General features: G+C 66.2%; 19 protein-coding genes. 9 read left to right on the top strand and 10 right to left on the bottom strand.

Going from position 1 to position 19,227, the window contains the following annotated elements; all coding sequences use genetic code 11:
* Window positions 1–32: 32 nt before the first annotated feature.
* The 4 genes from GOC52_RS11965 to GOC52_RS11950 all read left to right on the top strand — a co-directional run bounded on the left by GOC52_RS11965 (window position 33) and on the right by GOC52_RS11950 (window position 4,327).
* Window positions 33–2,396 carry a ribonucleoside-diphosphate reductase subunit alpha gene (locus GOC52_RS11965; RefSeq protein ID WP_053443189.1) on the top strand — a complete coding sequence of 788 codons (2,364 nt, stop codon included), beginning with the start codon at window positions 33–35 and terminating at the stop codon, window positions 2,394–2,396.
* A 99-nt stretch (window positions 2,397–2,495) separates the two neighbouring features.
* On the top strand, window positions 2,496–3,536 hold the full coding sequence (locus GOC52_RS11960) for a ribonucleotide-diphosphate reductase subunit beta (RefSeq protein WP_024957408.1): 1,041 nt from the start codon (window positions 2,496–2,498) through the stop codon (window positions 3,534–3,536).
* Window positions 3,537–3,561: 25 nt separating this feature from the next.
* A complete protein-coding gene (locus GOC52_RS11955; RefSeq protein WP_126560719.1) occupies window positions 3,562–4,029 on the top strand; it encodes a flavodoxin in 468 nt (155 codons plus the stop codon).
* Window positions 4,001–4,327 carry a thioredoxin family protein gene (locus tag GOC52_RS11950; RefSeq protein WP_005409967.1) on the top strand — a complete coding sequence of 109 codons (327 nt, stop codon included), beginning with the start codon at window positions 4,001–4,003 and terminating at the stop codon, window positions 4,325–4,327. The genes GOC52_RS11955 and GOC52_RS11950 overlap by 29 nt, the downstream gene beginning before the upstream one ends.
* 118 nt (window positions 4,328–4,445) lie before the next feature.
* On the opposite strand, the gene GOC52_RS11945 is transcribed toward GOC52_RS11950, so the two are convergent.
* Window positions 4,446–5,777: an Nramp family divalent metal transporter gene (locus GOC52_RS11945; protein WP_010485195.1), complete on the bottom strand. Its 1,332-nt coding sequence runs from the start codon at window positions 5,775–5,777 to the stop codon at window positions 4,446–4,448.
* 117 nt (window positions 5,778–5,894) lie between these two features.
* On the opposite strand from GOC52_RS11945, the gene mntR reads away from it, so the two are divergent.
* Window positions 5,895–6,365 carry a manganese-binding transcriptional regulator MntR gene (mntR, locus tag GOC52_RS11940; protein WP_006372477.1) on the top strand — a complete coding sequence of 157 codons (471 nt, stop codon included), beginning with the start codon at window positions 5,895–5,897 and terminating at the stop codon, window positions 6,363–6,365.
* A gap of 75 nt (window positions 6,366–6,440) precedes the next feature.
* On the opposite strand, the gene GOC52_RS11935 is transcribed toward mntR, so the two are convergent.
* The 4 genes from GOC52_RS11935 to fabR all read right to left on the bottom strand — a co-directional run bounded on the left by GOC52_RS11935 (window position 6,441) and on the right by fabR (window position 11,263).
* The gene (locus GOC52_RS11935) at window positions 6,441–7,403 is read right to left on the bottom strand and encodes an IS110 family transposase (RefSeq protein ID WP_191849519.1); all 963 of its coding nucleotides are present in this window, start codon (window positions 7,401–7,403) and stop codon (window positions 6,441–6,443) included.
* A gap of 276 nt (window positions 7,404–7,679) precedes the next feature.
* Window positions 7,680–8,228: a thioredoxin-like domain-containing protein gene (locus GOC52_RS11930; protein WP_019336275.1), complete on the bottom strand. Its 549-nt coding sequence runs from the start codon at window positions 8,226–8,228 to the stop codon at window positions 7,680–7,682.
* A complete protein-coding gene (locus GOC52_RS11925; RefSeq protein WP_043403354.1) occupies window positions 8,218–10,377 on the bottom strand; it encodes a TonB-dependent receptor plug domain-containing protein in 2,160 nt (719 codons plus the stop codon). Before GOC52_RS11925 ends, GOC52_RS11930 begins: the two co-directional genes overlap by 11 nt.
* A gap of 229 nt (window positions 10,378–10,606) precedes the next feature.
* Window positions 10,607–11,263 carry an HTH-type transcriptional repressor FabR gene (gene fabR, locus GOC52_RS11920; protein ID WP_005409961.1) on the bottom strand — a complete coding sequence of 219 codons (657 nt, stop codon included), beginning with the start codon at window positions 11,261–11,263 and terminating at the stop codon, window positions 10,607–10,609.
* Window positions 11,264–11,355: 92 nt separating this feature from the next.
* Between fabR and GOC52_RS11915 the strand changes: the two genes are divergently transcribed.
* Both GOC52_RS11915 and GOC52_RS11910 read left to right on the top strand, forming a co-directional pair.
* Window positions 11,356–12,426 (top strand): ferredoxin reductase, encoded by a 1,071-nt coding sequence (locus tag GOC52_RS11915; protein ID WP_049480882.1) that lies wholly within the window; start codon window positions 11,356–11,358, stop codon window positions 12,424–12,426.
* An 11-nt stretch (window positions 12,427–12,437) separates the two neighbouring features.
* Entirely contained in the window at window positions 12,438–13,586 is a 1,149-nt protein-coding gene (locus GOC52_RS11910; protein ID WP_005413710.1) for a fatty acid desaturase family protein, read from the top strand.
* 5 nt (window positions 13,587–13,591) lie between these two features.
* Here GOC52_RS11910 and GOC52_RS11905 read toward each other — a convergent pair whose 3' ends face one another.
* The 5 genes from GOC52_RS11905 to GOC52_RS11885 all read right to left on the bottom strand — a co-directional run bounded on the left by GOC52_RS11905 (window position 13,592) and on the right by GOC52_RS11885 (window position 17,704).
* Window positions 13,592–13,927, bottom strand: coding sequence for a tetratricopeptide repeat protein (locus tag GOC52_RS11905; protein ID WP_043403350.1), 336 nt, complete (start codon window positions 13,925–13,927; stop codon window positions 13,592–13,594).
* On the bottom strand, window positions 13,927–14,502 hold the full coding sequence (locus GOC52_RS11900) for a flavin reductase family protein (RefSeq protein ID WP_043403348.1): 576 nt from the start codon (window positions 14,500–14,502) through the stop codon (window positions 13,927–13,929). Before GOC52_RS11900 ends, GOC52_RS11905 begins: the two co-directional genes overlap by 1 nt.
* Window positions 14,499–15,128 carry a superoxide dismutase gene (locus GOC52_RS11895; protein WP_043403346.1) on the bottom strand — a complete coding sequence of 210 codons (630 nt, stop codon included), beginning with the start codon at window positions 15,126–15,128 and terminating at the stop codon, window positions 14,499–14,501. The genes GOC52_RS11900 and GOC52_RS11895 overlap by 4 nt, the downstream gene beginning before the upstream one ends.
* Before the next feature lie 486 nt (window positions 15,129–15,614).
* Window positions 15,615–17,135, bottom strand: a complete 1,521-nt coding sequence (locus tag GOC52_RS11890) for a thioredoxin family protein (RefSeq protein ID WP_010485215.1) — start codon at window positions 17,133–17,135, stop codon at window positions 15,615–15,617.
* Between the two features lie 119 nt (window positions 17,136–17,254).
* Complete coding sequence (locus GOC52_RS11885) at window positions 17,255–17,704, bottom strand: GNAT family N-acetyltransferase (protein ID WP_010485217.1); 450 nt, start codon at window positions 17,702–17,704, stop codon at window positions 17,255–17,257.
* Between the two features lie 66 nt (window positions 17,705–17,770).
* Between GOC52_RS11885 and GOC52_RS11880 the strand changes: the two genes are divergently transcribed.
* Together GOC52_RS11880 and GOC52_RS11875 are read left to right on the top strand one after the other, a co-directional pair.
* Complete coding sequence (locus GOC52_RS11880) at window positions 17,771–18,706, top strand: TIGR03571 family LLM class oxidoreductase (RefSeq protein WP_191849517.1); 936 nt, start codon at window positions 17,771–17,773, stop codon at window positions 18,704–18,706.
* Window positions 18,707–18,831: 125 nt separating this feature from the next.
* Window positions 18,832–19,143, top strand: coding sequence for a DUF3817 domain-containing protein (locus GOC52_RS11875; RefSeq protein WP_053443181.1), 312 nt, complete (start codon window positions 18,832–18,834; stop codon window positions 19,141–19,143).
* Window positions 19,144–19,227: the final 84 nt, after the last annotated feature.

Below are 19,227 nucleotides of genomic sequence, written 5' to 3'. Positions count from 1 at the left end.
CAAAGCGCGTGCGAGCCTGGAGTTTCACCACCATGACCGACAGTACCTTCCGCGTGGCCGATCTGGCCGGCGCTGGCGACGCCTTGCGCGCCGGTGGCGAGCGCGTGCCGACCTGGATCACCAAGGAGGCCGGCAACCGCCGCCTGCCGTTCGAGGCCGAGCGCCTGCAGCGCAGCATCGACGCCGTGCATGCCGAGTTCCCGCAGCTGGACGTGAGCGACTATCGCCGCGTGGTGCAGGCGATGGTCGAGCGCAAACCGAGCATCAGCGCCGACGACCTGGTCGATCTGCTGATCCGTGAGGCCGAATCGCGGGTGGACCTGGTTGCACCCGAGTGGGAACAGTTTGCCGCGCGCATCTACCTGCGCCGCCTGTACAAGCGCGCCAGCCGCAACCGCTTCTACGACGTCGGCCTGAAGTACGGTTCGTATGTGGGCCTGCAGGAAAGCCTGGCTGACCGCGGCATCTACAGCAACGACATCCTGCGCTGCTATTCGAAGGAAGAGCTGCAGCAGGCCGGCGAGATGATCGACCCGGAGCGCGACCGCCTGTTCGCCTACAACGGCCTGTACCTGCTGGCCACGCGCTATCTGGCCAGCGACCGCAGCCGCGAGGTCTACGAACTGCCGCAGGAGCGCTGGCTGACCATCGCGCTGTACCTGATGCAGGAGGAAAAGCCGCGCGAGCGGCGCATGCAGCTGGTCGGCGAGGCGTACTGGGCGCTGTCCAACCTGTACATGACCGTCGCCACACCGACCCTGGCCAATGCCGGCAAGGTGGGTGGGCAGCTGTCCAGCTGCTTCATCGACACGGTGGACGACAGCCTGCAGGGCATCTATGACTCCAACACCGATATCGCCCGCGTGTCCAAGCACGGTGGCGGCGTCGGCGCCTACCTGGGCTATGTGCGCAGCAGCGGCGCGCCGATCCGGGGCGTGGCCAATTCCTCCGGTGGCGTGGTGCCGTGGATCAAGCAGCTCAACAACACCGCGGTGTCGGTTGATCAGCTTGGCCAGCGCAAGGGCGCGGTGGCGGTGTACCTGGACATCTGGCACCGCGACATCGAAGCGTTCATGGACCTGCGCCTCAACAACGGCGACCAGCGCCTGCGCGCGCACGATGTGTTCACCTCGGTGTGCGTGCCCGACCTGTTCATGGAAGCGGTCGAGCGCCGCGCCGACTGGTACCTGTTCGACCCGCACGAGGTGAAGCAGGCCAAGGGCTGGTATCTGCAGGACTTCTACGATGAGACGCGCGGTGCGGGCAGCTTCCGCGACCGCTATGCCGAACTGGTGGCCGACGAGCGCATCAGCCGCCGCACGGTGAAGGCGATCGATCTGTTCAAGCGGATCATGCTCAGCCAGTTGGAGACCGGCAATCCGTTCCTGTTCTACCGCGACGAGGTCAACCGCCGGAACCCGAACAAGCACGCGGGCATGATCTATTCCAGCAACCTGTGCACCGAGATCCTGCAGAACATGAGCCCGACGCGGATGATCCAGGAGATCGTCAGCGGCGACCAGATCGTCACCACGCGCCGCGCCGGTGACTTCGTGGTCTGCAACCTGTCCTCGATCAACCTCGGCCGGGCAATCAGGGCGCCGGATGACCTGCTGGCCACCGACGTGCTGGAGCGCCTGATCCCGATCCAGGTGCGCATGCTCGACAACGTGATTGACCTCAACGCGCTGCCGGTGCCGCAGGCCACCATCACCAACCGCAAGTACCGCGCCATCGGCCTGGGCACGTTCGGTTGGCACCACCTGCTGGCGCAACAGGCGATCCAGTGGGAATCACCGGATGCCGAGGATCTGGCCGACCGTCTCTACGAGCGCATCAACTTCCTGACCATCCAGGCCAGCGCGCAGCTGGCGAAGGAGAAGGGCAGCTACCCGATGTTCGCGGGCAGCGACTGGCACAACGGGCGTTACTTCCGTGACCGCGACTACAGCGGCGCCGCGTGGGACAGCCTGGCCCGCGAGGTCGCCACGCACGGCCTGCGTAACGGCTGGCTGCTGGCCGTCGCGCCGAACATGAGCACCGCGCAGATTGCCGGTTCCACCGCGTCGATCGACCCGATCTACAGCGCGTTCTACTACGAGGAAAAGAAGGACTTCCGGCGGCCGGTGGCGGCGCCGGGCCTGTCGCTGGAAACCTGGCCGTACTATGAGAAGGGTGCCTACAAGGTCGACCAGTTCGCCAGCGTGCGCCAGAACGCCCGCCGCCAGCGCCATGTCGACCAGTCGATCAGTTTCAACCTGTACGTGCCCAGCACCATCCGCGCCAGCACGCTGCTGGAGCTGCACCTGAGCGCCTGGCGCGAAGGCCTGAAGACCACCTACTACGTGCGCTCCAACGACATCGACATCAGCGAATGCGAGTGGTGCGCCAGTTGACCATCCACGGTAGCGCCGGGCCACGCCCGGCGAGCGCATCGCGCGGCCGTCGCACATTCCGCCGGGCATGGCCCGGCGCTACCCCCTGCAGGTAACACCATGGCAACCCCCCTCGACCGCATCAAGATCCTCGAACCGCGCCATCCCAACCGCAGCACCGGCATCATCAACGGCCGTACCAGCGGCATCCTCAACTGGAACGATATCCCGTATCCGTCCTTCTATCGGGCCTACAAGGAGCTGTCGACCAACTTCTGGATTCCCGACGAGGTCGACATGAAGCTCGATGCGCGCCAGTACGGCGAGCTCAACGCACGCGAAAAGAACGCCTACGATTCGATCATCGGCCTGCTGGCCACGCTCGACTCACCGCAGACCCGTTTCATCTACAACGTCGCCGAGTACATCACTGACCCGGCCGCGCATGCCAATGCGGCGATCATCGGCCAGCAGGAAGTGATCCATAACGAGAGCTACAGCTACGTACTGGCCTCGATCACCGACCTGCCGAACCAGAACCGCATCTTCGAGATCGCCCGCACCCACCCGACCATCATCAAGCGCAATGCCCCGATCATGGGCGCGTATGACGACTTCATGCGCGAGAAGACCGCCGAGACCCTGCTCAAGTCGCTGATCCAGTCCTCGATCCTGGAAGGCATCAACTTCTATTCCGGTTTCGCCTACTTCTACAACATGGTGCGGCAGAACCGCATGAACGGCACCGGCAAGATCATCAGCTTCATCAATCGCGACGAGCTGGCCCATACCAAGTTCATCAGCGAGCTGATCCGCGCCATCATCGGTGAAAACCCCGAGCTGCAGACCAATGAGTTGACCGCCTACGTGCACCAGTCATTCGAACATGCCATCGAGCTTGAGACGCAGTGGTCGTCGGAGGTGCTGGATGGCATCGATGGCATCGACGTGGACGAGATGGTGCGCTACGTGAAGTACCGCGCCAACAAGATGGCCGGCATGCTCGGCATCGAGCGCCTGTACAGCGACACCACCGACAACGTGATGCCGTGGATCAAGGCCTACGCCGACAACTTCACCGAGACCAAGACCGACTTCTTCGAGATGCGCAATGCAAGTTACAAGAAGACCAACGTCGACAACGGCTTCGACGATCTCTGAGCCTGGCGCCGTGCTGAGCATCCTGATGGTGGTCGCCTCCTTGAGCGGCAACACCCGCGAACTCGGCCGGCAGATTGCCGAGCGCTGCCGTGCCGTGGGGCATGCCGTGCACTGGCAGGAGGCCGACGACCTGCGGCAGGCGCCGCCGCTGGCTGCCGGCGAGGCCGACCTGGTGCTGCTGGGCTGCTGGACCGACAACGCCGGCCGCACGCCGGCGGAGATGAAGGCGTGGGTGGCCGGCATTGCCGAGCGCGGCGAGCGGCCACGGCAGCTGGCGGTGTTCGGCACCGGCGAAACGCAGTGGGGGCAGGAGTACTACTGCGGTGCCGTGCACCGGCTGATCCGCTATTTCCGCAGCGACTACCCGCCGCTGGAGATCGAACAGATGCCGCATGGCGAGCGTCATGCCGAAGCCATCGACGCCTGGACCGATGCGGTCCTGGCCCACTACTGGAGAAACAGCGATGCAGATCATCGACGCCACCACGCCTGAGCAGTTCCAGCAGCTGCTGGCCGAGCACCCGCGGGTGCTGGTGGATTTCCACAAGGACCAGTGCCCGGGCTGCCGGATGCTGGAGATGTCGTTGCACCGGGTGGCCAACAGCGTGGCGGGGCAGGGCACGACCTTGCTGCGCGTGCAGCTGGAGGTGCTGGGTGAGGCGTTCTTCAGGGAGCTGGGACTGCGGCAGACCCCGACGTTGTCCCTGTTCCGTGACGGTGATGAGCGCACGCGCCTGGCAGGGTTCCAGTCACCGCAGCAGATCGAGGCCGCGATCGCGTTGCATCTGTAGAGCCGAGCCCATGCTCGGCTGCCGTTCGCGCGGTGAGCGATGAGTCGAGCATGGCTCGACTCTACAAGGGCATCCACGCATGGCGTGGATCTACCGGGGCAGGGTCCGTGGTTCGGCGTCAGGCTCCGCTGAAGGTATCCACCAGCAGCTTCACGTTCAACACCACGATCACCAGCGCGATCACCCAGGCAATCGCACCCAGCCAGCGCGGTGCCACCAGCGCGCCCATCGTCACTTTGTCGGTCACGATCCGCACCAGGGGAATGATCGCAAACGGCAGCTGCATCGACAGCACCACCTGGCTCAGCACCAGCAGCTTCACCGCGCCCTGGTCGCCGAACAGCATGATCACCACCACCACCGGAATGATCGCCAGTGCGCGCGTGATCAGCCGACGCAGCCACGGCGGCAGGCGCAGGTGCAGGAAGCCTTCCATCACGATCTGGCCGGCCAGCGTGGCGGTCACTGTCGAATTCAGGCCCGAGGCCAGCAGGGCAATCGCAAACAGTGTCGCCGCCGCGCCCACGCCCAGCATCGGCGCCAGCAGCTGGTGCGCCTGCTCGATGTCTTCCACATCGAAACGGCCATTGGCATGGAACACCGCCGCCGCCAGGATCAGGATGCTGGCGTTGATGAACAGTGCCAGCGTCAGCGCGAGGGTGCTGTCGGTCACCGCCCAGCGCAGCGCGCTGCGACGGCCCTCGTCGGTGCGCGGATAGGCGCGGGTCTGCACGATGGAAGAATGCAGGTACAGGTTATGCGGCATCACCGTGGCGCCGATGATGCCGATGGCGATGTACAGCGCGTGCGGATCAGTCACTACCTGTGCGCGCGGAATGAATCCGCCCAGCACGTCCATCACCGGCGGTGCGGCCAGCGCGATCTGCACCATGAAGCAGCCGAAGATCACCATCAGCAGCGCGATCACGAAGGCTTCCAGCGCACGGAAGCCGCGGTTCATCAGCAGCAGGACCAGCAGCGTATCCAGCGCGGTGATCACCGCGCCCCACAGCAGCGGCAGGTCGAACAGCAGCTTCAATGCGATCGCGGTGCCGATCACCTCGGCCAGGTCGCAGGCGATGATCGCTGCCTCGCACAGCGCCCACAGCGCCAGGTTCACCGGCTTCGGGTACCGCGCGCGGCAGGCCTGCGCCAGGTCCATGCCGGTGGCGATGCCCAGCCGTGCCGACAGCGCCTGCAGGATCACCGCCATCAGGTTGGAGATGAGGATGACCGACAGCAGCAGGTAGCCGAAGCGAGAACCGCCGGCGAGGTCGGTGGCCCAGTTGCCTGGGTCCATGTAGCCGACCGAGATCATGTAGCCCGGGCCGAGGAAGGCCAGCAGGCGGAACCACCAATGGCCCTTGTCGGGAACGGCGACCGAGGCGTTGAGCGCGCCCAGGCTGGCCGGGGTGGAGGCCGAAGGGTCGTGGGGCGCCAGGGTGTTCATGGGTCCGAATATAGCTCCTGCTATAGTCATTAGCAATGTGAAACAATCGTCTTTATCGCGTTACTGGTCCAGAATTCAGTTTCAAACCCGGAGTAGACCGGAAGGACAGGCGCAGGCGTGGGCAAGACCGACGATTCGACATCGCTGAAAAGCACCCCCTTGATCGAGGCTGAGCGCCAGGTCGAGAGCTTCCGGCAAGTGCGCGAAGCGCACCGGATGGAGCTGGTGGAGGACTATGTCGAGCTGATCTCGGACCTGCTGGCCGACGGCGGCGAGGCCCGCCAGGTCGACATCGCCACCCGCCTGGGCGTGGCCCAGCCCACCGTGGCGAAGATGCTGCGGCGCCTGGCCCGCGATGGCTGGGTGGTGCAGCGGCCGTACCGCGGCGTGTTCCTGACCCCGGAAGGCGAGGCGCTGGCCCATGCCAGCCGCCAGCGGCACCAGACCGTGGAGCGTTTCCTGCTGGCGCTGGGCGTGGACCCTGATACGGCACGGCGTGATGCGGAGGGTATCGAGCACCATGTGAGCGAGCAGACGCTGGCGCTGTTCGAGGCGTTCGTGCGCAAGGCCGAGGGCGAGGCGCCGTAACGGTAGCGCCGGGCCATGCCCGGCGGCCGTTCGCGCGATCCCGGTTTTTGTAGAGCCGAGATCCTATGTTCGCGGTCAAGCCTGCTGGAAGCAGGCTTGACCCACTTTCAGCATGGCGGGGTCAAAGTCCCGCCCGCTTTTGAAGACCCCCCAGGCGATCCTGGCCAGCTTTCTGGCCAGGATGTTAAAGCTGGCGGTACTGCTGTGACCACGTTCGCGGATGGCCGTATAAAGGGCTTTGCCGCCTTTGGATCGGGTCAGGCCCATGGCCGCCATGTAGAGGATCTGGCGCAGGCTGGCGTTGCCACGCTTGGACAGGCGCCGTCTGCCGGTCCGCGCACCGGATTCGTTGGGTCGCGGATCCAGACCGCTGCAGGCAATCCAAGCGTCTGAGCTGGTCAAGGGCCAGCGCGTGATGTGATGGGTGATAAAGGCCGCAACCGTCGGTCCGATCCCCGGGATGGTCATGATCCGCCGATACAGGTCGCGCTGTTCGCCGCTGCGGCACAGTTGCTGAATCTGTTGGTCGAGCATGGCAATGGCCTCTTTCAGACCACCGAAGATGCGCCCAAAGATGGCCGACTCCGACGCTCCCGCGCCTAGCGAGAGATTCAACTTCGCCTTGCTCCGGACCAGGCTGTCGCGTTGCTGGAGTAGCACATGCAGCTGCTCCTGCGCAGGTGAACGGGCGACATGCTCATGCAGATTGTCGGCCTCCTTAGCGATGTAACGCGCGATAACCTGCGCGTCACCTGAGTCGGTTTTGCCGCGGCAGGCCACGCCCTTGGCGTAATGTTTGATGTCGCGCGGATTGAGCACAAAGACGGCGTGACCGGCCTTCTGGGCAGCCTGAACCACAAGCTCGTGGTAGCGATTGGTTGCCTCCACTCCAATGCGAGATCTGGCCGGCAGGGCGGACACCCACTTAGTGATGGCCGACGCTGAATTGGTGATGCGGGCGCTGCCCTTGGTGCCGTGATGGGCCACCACAAGGGTCTTTGAATCGGCATCGATGCCGAAGGCCAAACGATCTGACATCTGCGCAACTCCCAGCTATTGTTGAGGGGCTGGGGTGGTACCGCACCACGTTGGCTTGCCTACATCGGCGGTCCTCAAAGGCCGCTAGATCCCTTATCGACGTTAAGGTGCGGGATGGGGATCGCTCGGCTCGTCTGTCGGCTGGTACCCGCAGATATCATGTTGACGGTCCCTCCACCCTGGCTCCTACATACCTCGTAGGAGCCGGGAGGAACATACAAGCCATGCTCGGCTGCCGTTTGCACGGTGATGGAATGCGTCGAGCATGGCTCGACGCTACAGGTCAGGCGGGCAGCGGGCCTGTTCCTGCGCGCACGCCCGTTTCGTCCATTCCTTCAACACCGGCTGCAGGCCTTGGTAACGCCGGCCTTGCCAGCCATTGGCCAGCACCGTGCCGTCGGCATCGATCAGTACCAGATTCGGCGGTGCCAGCCCGGCCAATGCCTGCAGGGCCGGCATGCGCGCAGCGCGGCGCGGGTCAAGCACCGGCCACGGCATGTCCTGCGCGTGCATGTAGCGGCGCAGCGCGCTCTCGCTCTCATCCTGGCTGACGTACACCACTTCGGTATCGGCGCCGGCTTGGCGCAGGGCATCACGCACGCTGCGCAGCGTGGGTACGAAGGCATGGCACGGTGCACACCAGTCGGCACCGAAGTACAGCGCCACCAGTTTCGGCGGCTGTGTCCATTGCATCGGTCGCAGCGAGCGCTGTTCCGGCTGCATCAGCGAGGCCGAGACCTGCGCGTGCAGGTCCGCAGCCATCGCCGGTGCGGCCAGCAGCACGGCACAGGCCAGCAACAACGCTCGCAGAGCTTCAGAACGCATAGCGCAGGTTGACGTACCACGAACGCGCGAAGCGCGGCCCGTAGACATAGTCGCTGTCACGCAGCGCGCCCACTTCCAGATCTTTCTGGCGCTGATCGAACACGTTCTTGACGCCCGCGGCCACCGACACTTCCTGCTGCGCCTGCGCGCCCAGATGGCGGTGCCAGCGAGCACCAAGATCGGTGACCAGGAAGGAACGCGTACGGTGCAGCTCGCCCAACCGGTTGTTCAGCACCGACATCGGCCCGGTATGGCGCAGCGCGACGAAGGTTTCCCACGGCTCGGCGGGCATCCAGCTGAGCTGCGCCAGGCCGGTCCAGCGCGGGGTCTTCAGGTAGTCGCGGCTTTCGATGATGGTGTCGCCACCGTCGCCGGTGTCGTCGAAGATGCGCTGCGGTTCGCGGAAGCGCGAGCGGTACCACGAGGCACCGGCGGTCAGGCGCCACTGCGGCGACGGCTGCCAGCCGAGGTTGGTTTCCGCCCCCAGCACGTTGGAGCCGGAGGCGTTGTAGCGCAGCTGGCTCAGTTGTCCGTCATCGCCGCGCTGGATCTCGCCCAGCGCGAAGGTGTCGCGGATGCGTGCATAGGAGGCGGTAGCATCCCAGCTCCACACTGGATTGGCCGGGTCCGAGCGCCAGTCGAAGCCGAACAGAGTGGTCAACGCGCGCTCTTCCTTCAGGCCATCGGTGTTGCGCACGCGCACCTGCTCGCCACCCAGCGTATCGACGTGCACGTCCTCGACGAAGATCTCCGGTGCACGGAAGCCGGTGGCGATGCCGGCTCGCCATTTCAGGTTGGGCGTGGCCTGCCAGGCCAGGGCGATGCGCGGCGAGAACACCGCGCTGTCCAGCTCCGAGCTCTTGTCCACGCGTGCGCCCAGTACCAGGTCGACGTTGTCGCGCAGGCTCCACTCGTCCTGGATGAAGGCGCCCAGGTTGTGGAAGGTTGCATCTTCCAGCACCGCCAGGCGCTGCCCGTCACCGGTGCGGTTGTCGTCGCGCAGCGCCTCGTGCTTGTACTGCACGCCGAAGGCCAGCGCGTGCGCGCCCAGCCGCCAGTTCAACTGGCTGTCGATGTAGTGCAGCGGGTTGTGGGTGCGGCCGTATTGGCGCCACGAACGCGAGGCCGCGCTGCCGGCCACGTTGGGATCCAGCTGCGACGGGTCATGGCCGGGGGCAGACGGATCGGTAACCACGTCGCCAAGACCGCCGTAGAAACTGTCGCGGTCGATGTCGGCGAAGGCGTAGGCCAGGCGGAAATCGGCGTCGGCATTGATTTCCTGATCCCACGACACGCTGCCGCGCCGGTATTTCGTATCCAGCGATTCGGCGATGTTGGCCAGGTATTCGGGCTGATCCAGTCGATTGCCGCCACGCCGGGTTTCATCGGTCACCTGCAGGTCCAGGCGCAGCCGCGTGCCCGGCGTGGGCGCGTACCAGGCCTGCAGCCCGCCGACCTTGAGGTTCTTGCGGGTGATCTCGGTGTAGCCGTCACCGTTGTAGTCGATGCCGCTGTTCCAGTTGCGCTGGGCAATCACTGAAAGCCCGGCGTCGGCATCTTTCGCCACCAGGTCCAGGCGCACGTCGGCATTCTTCTGCGGTGTGCCCTTCAGGACATCCACGCCGGCCTGCACATGGCCACCGCTGCGCGCCGGCAGCGGCGGAATCAGGTTGATCACACCGGCCACCGCACCCGGGCCGTACAGCGCCGAGCCGCCGCCCTTGACCACTTCGATGCGGTCGACGAACCCGGCCGGAATCTGCTCCAGGCCATAGACGCTGCCCAGCGTGGACAACAGCGGGATGCCATCGAACAGCAGCTGGTTGTAGGCACCGGGCAGGCCCAGCAGCTGCACTTCGCTGGTGTTGCAGTTCTGGCAGTTGCTTTCCACGCGCAGGCCGTTGATCAGCTCGGCGGCGCGCGAGAAGTCGGTGGCCGCGCGCAGCGCGATGTCTTCCTTGCGCAGCACTTCGGTGCGGATCGGGACATCGGATAGCAGGCGTTCGCTGCGGGTGGCGGTGCTGACCTTGACCTGCACGCGGTCCAGCTCGGTCGGCTTCGAGGTGGCGGCCAGTGCAGGCAGCGGCAGGGTCAGGGCAATGGCGGCGGCCAGGGGCAGCCGATGGAAGAGGGGCGTGGCAACGGGCATGAGGGCGTCGTCCTTGGGAGAAGAAAGGCGGCGAGGGCGACCTGGCTGACGATATGAAAGCAGCGGCTTATGAATATAGCAAGTGCTATATAACGAAGCCGAGGCAATTGCGATTGGGGCGCCAGTCGAGTCAGATCATTTGTGTGTTATAACATTACACAAAACGACCACAACCCTGCCGGTGGTCATGTCCATAGGATGGAGTTGCCGTGTAGGCGCGGTCGGATCGTCAGCCGCGACGGAATGCGGCGGGGGTCCGGGCGCCGACGATGATCATGCGGATCATCGTGGAGATCTGTTCGACCAGTTCCGGATCCTTCTCCGGTGGCAGGTCCATGGCGGTGGCGCCCATCGCGAACACCAGCCGGGTGATGGCCTTGGCCACCAGTTCCGGGGCATGCAGTACCGCGCCATCCAGTGCGGCCAGGCGCACCAGATCGTGCTGCAGCTCTTCCTCGAAGTAGTGCAGCTCGCGTTCGACCGCGTGCTTGAAATCGTCCGAGCCGACCGCGCCTTCCCGCAGCAGTACGTGCAGCAGCTTGTCGTCGGCGCGCAGCTGCTCCATGAAGGTCTCCACCGAGACCCGCACCACGCTGGTAGCGGTGGAGGTGGCGCGCTGGCGGGCCTCGCCGATGATGGTGCGCAGCGAACGGCCGGCTGCATCGATCAGCGCCACGGCCAGTTCGTCCATGTCGCGGAACTGCCGGTAGAAGCTGTTCGGCGCAATGCCGGCCTCACGTGCCACTTCGCGCAGGCTGAGCGTGGACAGGCTGCGGTGCGGCCCGATCAGTTTCAGGGCGGCGGCCAGCAGATCCTCGCGGCTCACCGTACGGCGGGCCGGGCTGTTGGCATCTTCAGGCGTCGACAAGGCGGTGGCGGCGGCCATGGGGGTTCCGGTGGGGCGAGGCTGAATCATACCCAATCCGGTTCAATATACACATGTATACACAGGTGTATGTGCGCCCGTATAGTGCGCCCATGAGCGCTGTCGTCCGTCCGTCCCTGTTCTCTCCGTACCGCTGGGTCTCGCCGTCGCTGTTCGATTTCTGGGCGGGCCAGCTCAATCCCCTGTGGACCCTGCGCGAGCCGGTGGCCCGACTGGTCCGGCGCGAGCCGGCCGGCGAGGGCGCGGCGACCCTGGTCCTGCGCACCAACCGGCACTGGGCCGGCATGCGCGCCGGCCAGCACGTCACCCTGGGCGTCGAGATTGAGGGGCGCCTGTGGCAGCGCAGCTACAGCCCTACCGCACTGGGTCGGCGCGAGCTGGCGATCACCGTCAAGGCGATCGATGGCGGCCGGGTCAGCCAGCATCTGGTCAACCATGCACAGCCGGGCGAACTGTTCCGCCTCGATGCCGCCTTCGGCGAGTTCCATATGCCGGCCGCGGCGCCGGTGCTGCTGCTGGCTGCCGGCAGTGGCATCACGCCGATGCGCAGCCTGTTGCGCGACGCCTGCCAGCGCCCGCTGGCAGCACCGGTGGACCTGTTCTATTGGGAGCGCACCGCCGCCCATCTGCAGTTCCGTGATGAACTGCAGGCGCTGGCCGCGGCACATCCGAACCTGCGCGTGCATCTGCTGACCACCCGCGAGGGTGAGGCGCCGGCCGCGCGCATCGATACCCATGGTCTGCAGGTGGCCGGCGATGACACGCCGCTGGCGCAGCGCCATGTGCTGGCCTGCGGTCCGGATGGCTTCGTTGCCGCTGCGCGTGAACGCCTGGCGCACCAGGTGGCTGGCTTCCAGGCCGAAGCCTTCACCCCGCCGGCGCCACTGCGCGATGCCAGCAGCGAAGGCGAGGTGTCGCTGACGCTTGCGCGCAGTGGCCGCCAGCTGAGCGTGCCGCGAGGCCGCTCGCTGCTGGAAAGCCTGGAAGCGCATGGCATCAAGCCCAAGCACGGTTGCCGCATGGGCATCTGCAACACCTGCACCTGTGATCGCGTCAGTGGCGCCACCCGCCACCTTCGCACCGGCGACCTGCAGTCCGAAACGGCACAGCCGGTGCGGATCTGCGTGAGCGCACCGACCACCGACCTGACTCTGGATCTCTGAGGACGCCTGCCATGACCCGCGCTACCGACCGTGCCCTGAGCACCGCCGAGATGCATGCTTTCGGTGAGGAACTCGATGCGATCCGCGACCGTGTGATCGGCAGCCTCGGCGCCTCCGATACCCGCTACATCCGCCGTGTGGCTGCTGCCGTGCGATGGTTCGGCGTCGGTGGCCGTGGCCTGCTGTTCCTGGCAGCATTCTCGCCGCTGTTCTGGATGCCGCTGCTGTGGCCGGCCGCGATCACTGGCACGCTGCTGCTGGCGCTGTCGAAGATCCTGGAGAACATGGAGCTGGGCCACAACGTCATGCACGGCCAGTTCGACTGGACCGGCGACCCCAAGCTCAATGGCAACACCTACGAGTGGGATATCGTTGCCACCGCCGACAACTGGCGCAAGACCCACAATTTCCGCCACCACACCTACACCAACGTGCGTGGCATGGACGATGACATCGGCTACGGCCTGCTGCGCATCTTCCCGGAACAGCGCTGGAAGCCGTTCTACCTGCTGCAGCCGATCATCGCGCCGATCTTCGCGCTGCTGTTCCAGTGGGGCGTTGCCGCGCAGGACCTGCGCCTGGGTCGTTGGCTGAAAGGTCGCATCAGCGGCCGTGCGATGTGGATGCAGACCCGCCCGGTGGCGCGGAAAATGGCCCGCCAGGTGCTGAAGGACTACGTGTTCTTCCCGTTGCTGGCCGGCCCGTTCTTCCTCACCGTGATGCTGGGCAACATGGTGGCCAACGGCCTGCGCAACATCTGGACCTACGTGATCATCTTCTGCGGCCACTTCACCGCCGAGTCGGAAACCTTCCCGAAGGAATGCCTGCGCAATGAATCGCGCGGCCACTGGTACCTGCGTCAGCTGCGCGGTTCGTCCAACATCAGCGGCGGCTTCCTGATCAATGTGCTGTCGGGCAACCTCAGCCACCAGATCGAGCACCACTTCTATCCGGACCTGCCGGCCAACCGCTATGCGGCCATCGCCAAGGAAGTGAAGGACATCTGCCGCCGCTACGGCCAGCACTACAACAACGGCTCGCTGCCGCGCCAGTTCGGCCAGGTGGTCTGGCGCATCCTGCGTCACGCGTTCCCCAGCAAGCCGCGCCGCCTGCCGATGTCGGACATCATGTCCGCACCGGCATCGGCCAACGCGGGCTGATCGACTCAGCCCGCTTTTGCCAGGTCCGCGTGCTCGCGGTCCAGGCGTCGCAGGAACACCTGCATTTCCTTGCGTGCCTGCTGGTCGCCCTTGCTGCCGGCCACGCTCAAGCCGCGCTGCCATGCTTCGCGCGCCGCCTGCGGCTGGCCACTGGCCAGCCAGGCTTTGCCGAGCAGCTTCCAGGCGGCCGAGTACTGCGGATCAAGCACCACGCAACGGCCCAGATGGGTCGCTGCGCGCACCGGGTTGCCGGCATCCAGCCAGCCCTTGCCCAGGCCGAAGCGCAGCAGCGCGCTGTCCTTGCCGGCCGCAAGCATGCATTCCAGAGCTTCAATGTTCATCAGCGCACCTCCACCAGCAGTTCGGTGGGGCCGGGCTGGAAGCGGCCGCGATGGAACAGCAGCGGCGCGCCGCCGTTCTCGTGCACCTCGATGATGCGTCCGGCCAGCAGCAGGTGATCGCCCACCGGCCACATCGCGTGGCGGGTACAGGTGAGATGAGCGACTGCACCGGCGATGCGTGGTGGGCTGTCCTCGTCGTCATCCAGCAATGCCAGGCCGTCGAAGCGGTTGCGTACCTGTGGATCGGCAAAGCGGCGGGCCAATGCTTCCTGGTCGGCTGCCAGCACGCTGATCGCAAAGCGGGTGGCGCGCTGGAAGGTGGACAGGCTCTGCGCGTGCAACGCCAGGTTCCACAGCACCAGCGGCGGCTGCAATGACACCGGCACGAACGAATTGATGGTCAGGCCGATGGGTTTGCCCTGCGCATCGCGCGCGCAGACGATGGCCACGCCGGTAGGAAAGTGGCCGAGCAGCCGCCGCAGGGCCCGCGGCGGCATCTCGACCGACGGCACCGGGGCCGGGGCGGGGAAAACCCCCGCCCACGGCCCGGCGTACGGCAGTGTCTCGCCGCTCATGAGGTCCTGGCCTGGCGGTAGCGCCGGCCGACCTCGGCCCAGTTGATGATGTTGAAGAACGCACCGATGTAGTCCGGGCGACGGTTCTGGTAGTGCAGGTAGTAGGCGTGTTCCCAGACATCCAGTGCGAGGATCGGGGCATTGCCGGACAGGCCGACGGCTGCACCCATCAGCGGGCTGTCCTGGTTGGCGCTGCTTTCCACCTGCAGGCGGCCATCGCGATCGCTGGTCAGCCACGCCCAGCCGCTGCCGAAGCGGGTCTGCGCCGCCTTGGTGAACGCATCCTTGAAGGCATCGAAACCGCCGAGATCGCGGTTGATGGCGGCGGCCAGTTCATCATCGGGTGCACCACCGTTGGTGCTGAGCACGGTCCAGAACAGGCTGTGGTTGGCGTGGCCACCGCCGTTGTTGCGGATGGCGCCGCGCTGCGCCTCGGGCACGGCATCGAGGTTGGCGATCAGCGCCTCGACCGGCTGCTCGGCGATGCCGGCCTGCTCGATGGCGGCGTTGAGGTTGTTGACGTAGGCCTGGTGGTGCTTGCTGTGGTGGATCTCCATCGTGCGCGCATCGAAATGCGGCTCAAGGGCGTCGTAGGCGTAGGGGAGCGGGGGAAGCGAGTACGACATCGAAGCAATCTCCGTGGGGAAGGCCAGAGGGCTGGCCGTGGGGAGACTGTTATCGCACCTCAACATTGGTTGAGGTCAAGGGGCGGGATTGGGATGCGCGCGCGTTCGCCGCTTTGATTCCCCCGTCAACCTCTGCAGGACAGTTCCCTGCGGCGGCGCGGAGACGGAGTCAAAGGCAAGAGGAAGAGCGACGTGGTAGTGCCGGCCGCTGGCCGGCAATCAGCGAAGGTCGGGTTGACGGCCCGCGGCCGGCACTACCAGAACCCGCTTTTCGAACCTCACCGGCGCGCTGATGTGCTGCCCGCGCTCGCAGGAAACTGTCCGGTGGCGGGGGGAGGGGCTGGCTGGGACCGTTGGCGCCATGGATGGCGCCATCGAGCCCCCAGGGATGGGTTTACGGCGTGTCCCGGCCAGCCCCTCCCCCCGCCACAACCGATATCAACAAAAGCGCCGGCAGGCGAACCCGCCGCCAGCGTCTTCATCAACTCAACTCAACCAATCCTTGCACGCGCCATCTACCTGATCGCCGCACGCCTGCTGCATCCTCTGCTGCAGCCGCGCCAGCGTCTCCGCGCCCTGGTGCTTGCCGCTCCACGTCTTCAACTGCCCGGCCAGGCGCTCGAAGCGCTGACGGGTGCGCTGGTGGTAGCCCGAAGGCTGTGCTTCCAGTTCGGCGATCAGCGAGGCGGTGGCCTGCTCGATGCGTGGTGCGTCGTCCGGCGCCAGCTTCAGCAGGCCCTCCACGTACAGCACGCCCCACTGCACGCGGGTGGCCGGGCCCTGCGCGCCGTCGTAGGCACGCTTCAACCACTCCAGCGCACCGGCGGTGTCGCCGCGCTGCTCGGCCAGTTCGGCCAGCTCGGGCATGTAGTAGTACGGCTGTTCGCTGCGCTTCAGTTCCGCCAGCAACAGCGACTCGGCGCCTGCGTCGTCGCCGACCTGGCGTAGTGCGTAGACCGCGCTGCTGATCGTGGCCTGGCGCGCATGCGCATCGGTGGCGGCAGCGTCGGCAGCAGCCACGCGCTGCTTGACCCGATCAACCAGGGCCGCGGGCAATGCGCCCTTCGGCTGCTGCTGGCGGGCCAGCGACACTTCGGTCAACGCACGCGACAATGCGTCGTCGGCGCGGTCGCCGCGCTCGGCGTCTGCCCGCTCCAATGCCACCAGCAGCTGCTGTCCCAGCGTGTTGCTGGTGGCCGGCCCGGCACTGGCCTGCTTGACCAGCTGTACGCCCGCATAGCCCAGCAACTCACGGTTGCGGCGGACTTCGGCGGGCTGCGCCAGCACGGCCTGCAGCAGCTCGCGTACTTCGGTGGGCGAGGCATCGGGCTTTTCGGCCGTTGCCAAGGCCAGCAGGGCGAAGCGGCGCTGCAGGGCAGCGTCGGGTGCGGCCTTGGACAACTGGCGCAGCACATCCTCGCTGCTGCGCTCGCCGGCCAGGCGGTTGGCGTCCACTTCCCAGCCGTAGTCGCCCAGCACCTGCCAGTCTTCTGCGGCCAGTCGGTCCGGCGTTGCCAACGCGGTGGCCAAGGTGGCGGCAACAGCACTGCGGCGGCCTGCGGCGACGGTCAGTGCCCGGGTCAGTTCGGTGGCATCATTGCCGCCGGCCACGCGGGTGATTTCGTTGCGCTTTGGGTCCAGCACGATCAGGGTCGGATAGCCGCGTACGCCGAAGCGCTCACCCCAGGCTTGCGCACCTTCCTCGTCGCCATCCAGGTAGACGGGAACGAATTTGCTGGTCAGCGCGATGAAGGCCGGGTCCTTGAACAGGCCCGCCTTGAGCTGGTTGCACGGTGGGCACCAGACGGCGCCCCAGTACAGCAGCACCGGCTTGCCGCTGTCGGCGGCCTCGGCGAAGGCATCATCGACATCGCCCTGGCGCCAGGCGATTGCCTTGGCCGGCGCGGGCACCTCGGCGGAGTTGGCGATGGAAACCGGGGCCGGGGTGCAGGCGCTCAGCGCCGAAGCCAGCAGCAACATAGAAAGCGCGACGCGCATCGGCAGCATCTCGAAGGGCAGGGTGACAGGCCATTCTAGGAACGGCCGGGGAGCCTGCTGATTCAGTTTGCTTATGACGGGCGTGCCGCAGGGCATGACGCCCGCCGGGCATTGGCCGGCGGATGCCTTCAGGCCGCTGCCCGCACCATCTGCTGATACACCAGCCCATTGAACTCGCCGACGTCGCCGTCCAGCACGAAGCCATAGCGCAGGTAGGTTGGCACTGCATTGAGTGAGGCGCGCACGGTCAGGACCGGCTCGCGCACCTGCGGGAGCACCGCGTCGAACAAAGCATGGCCGATGCCCTGGCCCTGGTAGCCGGGATCGACGAACAGCATCGCCAGGTGCCGGCCTTCCTTCAGTTCGATCACGCCGACGACGCGGCCGTCCTGCTCGGCCACCAGGATGTGGTTGTCGCCGTGTAGGCGCGCGCCGAACGCTTCGGCCGCGGCGACGCTGCCGAAGGTGGCGATGCCGGCCGCGCTGAGCGAAGGTGCGACCGCCGCAGTGAAGGCAGCCAGGCACACCGTGCTGATCGCGGGCAGGTCATCGACGTGGGCAGGGCGGATCGTCGGCATGCAGTGTTCTTCCGGTGGTGGGCGGCGCGTCATTGTTGCCGCAGGCCTTCACGCTAAGCTGGCGGCATGAGTGATTTCAATCCCGCGTACGCTGCCATGTTTCCGCAGCAGGGTCTGAGCCTGGGCCTGATGACGCCCGTGGCGTCGCATGGGTTGGCCGATCCACGTGAGGCGCGACGTATCGCGCGACTGGCCGATGACCTGGGCTTTGCCGCGTTGTGGACGCGCGACGTGCCGCTGATGGTGCCGCAGGGTCCGGACGCGACAACGAGCGCGTTGGACGACCCGTTCCTGTGGCTGGGCATGCTGGCTGCGGCGACCGAGCGCATCGTGGTCGGCAGCGCGGCCATCGTGCTGCCATTGCGCCATCCGCTGCAGGTGGCGAAGTCGGCCTTGAGCCTGGACCGGATCAGCGACGGCCGCTTCGTGCTGGGCCTCGGGTCTGGCGATCGGCCGGAAGAGTTCGCCGCATTCGGCGAGGATCTGGAGGGCAGGGCGGCGACGTTCCGTGAGCGCTGGACATTGTTGCGCGCGGCGCTGTCACCGGAGGCCGATGAGCGGGCTGCCGTGCGGCAGGCGACCGGTGGCTTCGACGTGCTCCCGGTCCTGGCCACGCGCATTCCGATGCTGGTGGTGGGCACTGCGCGGCAGAGCCTGCAGTGGATCGCGCGCGAGGCCGAAGGCTGGGCCACCTATCACCGCGAGGAAGCCGCACAGGAAGGGCGCATTGGCCTGTGGCAACAGGCGCAGGCGCAAGGCGCTGGGCCAGGCAAGCCGTTCGTGCAGTCGATGCTGCTGGATCTGCAGGCCGATCCGCAGGCACCGCCCGAGCCGCTGCCACTGGGCCTGAAGGTCGGACGCGACGGCTTGCGTGACTACCTGCTGCGCGTGCATGCGCAGGGCGTGGGGCACGTGATGTTCAACCTGGTCGACAACGGGCGACCGATGGACGCGGTACTGCGCGAGATCGGGGAGCACGTTCTGCCGCATAGGCTCCGGTAGGTGTCCACCTTGGTGGACACGTTCAAGCGGTCGAGCACGGCTCGACTCTACATGGGGTTCGCATCTGCGTATCATTCGCATTTGATACCCCGATGCCGGAGCCCCGTGTGACCCAACGTTCCCCCATGCACCCGACCGGACGCCTGTTCGCCGCGGTCGCTTTCATCGAGGCTGTGACCTGGGCCGGCCTGCTCATCGGCATGTGGATGAAGTACGGCCCCATGGCCAACGTAGCGCTGGTGAAGCTGTTCGGGCCCCTGCACGGCGTGGCCTTCCTGGCCTATGTGGCGGTTACCCTGTTTGCGGCGGTGCGCCTGCGCTGGCCGTGGTGGGCCAGTGCCTTGGCGCTGCTGGCGGCAATCCCGCCGCTGGTGACGCTGCCGCTGGAGTGGTGGTTCAAGCGCCGTGGCCTGCTGGGCCTCCGTGCGATGCGCTGAACCCACTGTTGCATGCCCATTCAAGAGAATGGGTATCAAATGCAAATACGAGCCGTTATCATTTGAGAGTGGCATCCGGTTCTG

The sequence above is a fragment of the Stenotrophomonas sp. SXG-1 genome, assembly GCF_014083965.1.
GTDB lineage: Bacteria > Pseudomonadota > Gammaproteobacteria > Xanthomonadales > Xanthomonadaceae > Stenotrophomonas > Stenotrophomonas geniculata.
This window is presented reverse-complemented; position numbering and strand designations above follow the sequence as displayed.

Excerpts from the sequence above, each read along its gene's own strand:
- GOC52_RS11965 (WP_053443189.1), top strand. The coding sequence starts at position 33 with ATGACCGACAGTACCTTCCGCGTGGCCGATCTGGCCGGCGCTGGCGAC.
- GOC52_RS11960 (WP_024957408.1), top strand. The coding sequence starts at position 2,496 with ATGGCAACCCCCCTCGACCGCATCAAGATCCTCGAACCGCGCCATCCC.
- GOC52_RS11955 (WP_126560719.1), top strand. The coding sequence starts at position 3,562 with ATGGTGGTCGCCTCCTTGAGCGGCAACACCCGCGAACTCGGCCGGCAG.
- GOC52_RS11950 (WP_005409967.1), top strand. The coding sequence starts at position 4,001 with ATGCAGATCATCGACGCCACCACGCCTGAGCAGTTCCAGCAGCTGCTG.
- GOC52_RS11945 (WP_010485195.1), bottom strand. The coding sequence starts at position 5,777 with ATGAACACCCTGGCGCCCCACGACCCTTCGGCCTCCACCCCGGCCAGC.
- GOC52_RS11935 (WP_191849519.1), bottom strand. The coding sequence starts at position 7,403 with ATGTCAGATCGTTTGGCCTTCGGCATCGATGCCGATTCAAAGACCCTT.
- GOC52_RS11930 (WP_019336275.1), bottom strand. The coding sequence starts at position 8,228 with ATGCGTTCTGAAGCTCTGCGAGCGTTGTTGCTGGCCTGTGCCGTGCTG.
- GOC52_RS11925 (WP_043403354.1), bottom strand. The coding sequence starts at position 10,377 with ATGCCCGTTGCCACGCCCCTCTTCCATCGGCTGCCCCTGGCCGCCGCC.
- fabR (WP_005409961.1), bottom strand. The coding sequence starts at position 11,263 with ATGGCCGCCGCCACCGCCTTGTCGACGCCTGAAGATGCCAACAGCCCG.
- GOC52_RS11915 (WP_049480882.1), top strand. The coding sequence starts at position 11,356 with ATGAGCGCTGTCGTCCGTCCGTCCCTGTTCTCTCCGTACCGCTGGGTC.
- GOC52_RS11910 (WP_005413710.1), top strand. The coding sequence starts at position 12,438 with ATGACCCGCGCTACCGACCGTGCCCTGAGCACCGCCGAGATGCATGCT.
- GOC52_RS11905 (WP_043403350.1), bottom strand. The coding sequence starts at position 13,927 with ATGAACATTGAAGCTCTGGAATGCATGCTTGCGGCCGGCAAGGACAGC.
- GOC52_RS11900 (WP_043403348.1), bottom strand. The coding sequence starts at position 14,502 with ATGAGCGGCGAGACACTGCCGTACGCCGGGCCGTGGGCGGGGGTTTTC.
- GOC52_RS11895 (WP_043403346.1), bottom strand. The coding sequence starts at position 15,128 with ATGTCGTACTCGCTTCCCCCGCTCCCCTACGCCTACGACGCCCTTGAG.
- GOC52_RS11890 (WP_010485215.1), bottom strand. The coding sequence starts at position 17,135 with ATGCTGCCGATGCGCGTCGCGCTTTCTATGTTGCTGCTGGCTTCGGCG.
- GOC52_RS11885 (WP_010485217.1), bottom strand. The coding sequence starts at position 17,704 with ATGCCGACGATCCGCCCTGCCCACGTCGATGACCTGCCCGCGATCAGC.
- GOC52_RS11880 (WP_191849517.1), top strand. The coding sequence starts at position 17,771 with ATGAGTGATTTCAATCCCGCGTACGCTGCCATGTTTCCGCAGCAGGGT.
- GOC52_RS11875 (WP_053443181.1), top strand. The coding sequence starts at position 18,832 with ATGCACCCGACCGGACGCCTGTTCGCCGCGGTCGCTTTCATCGAGGCT.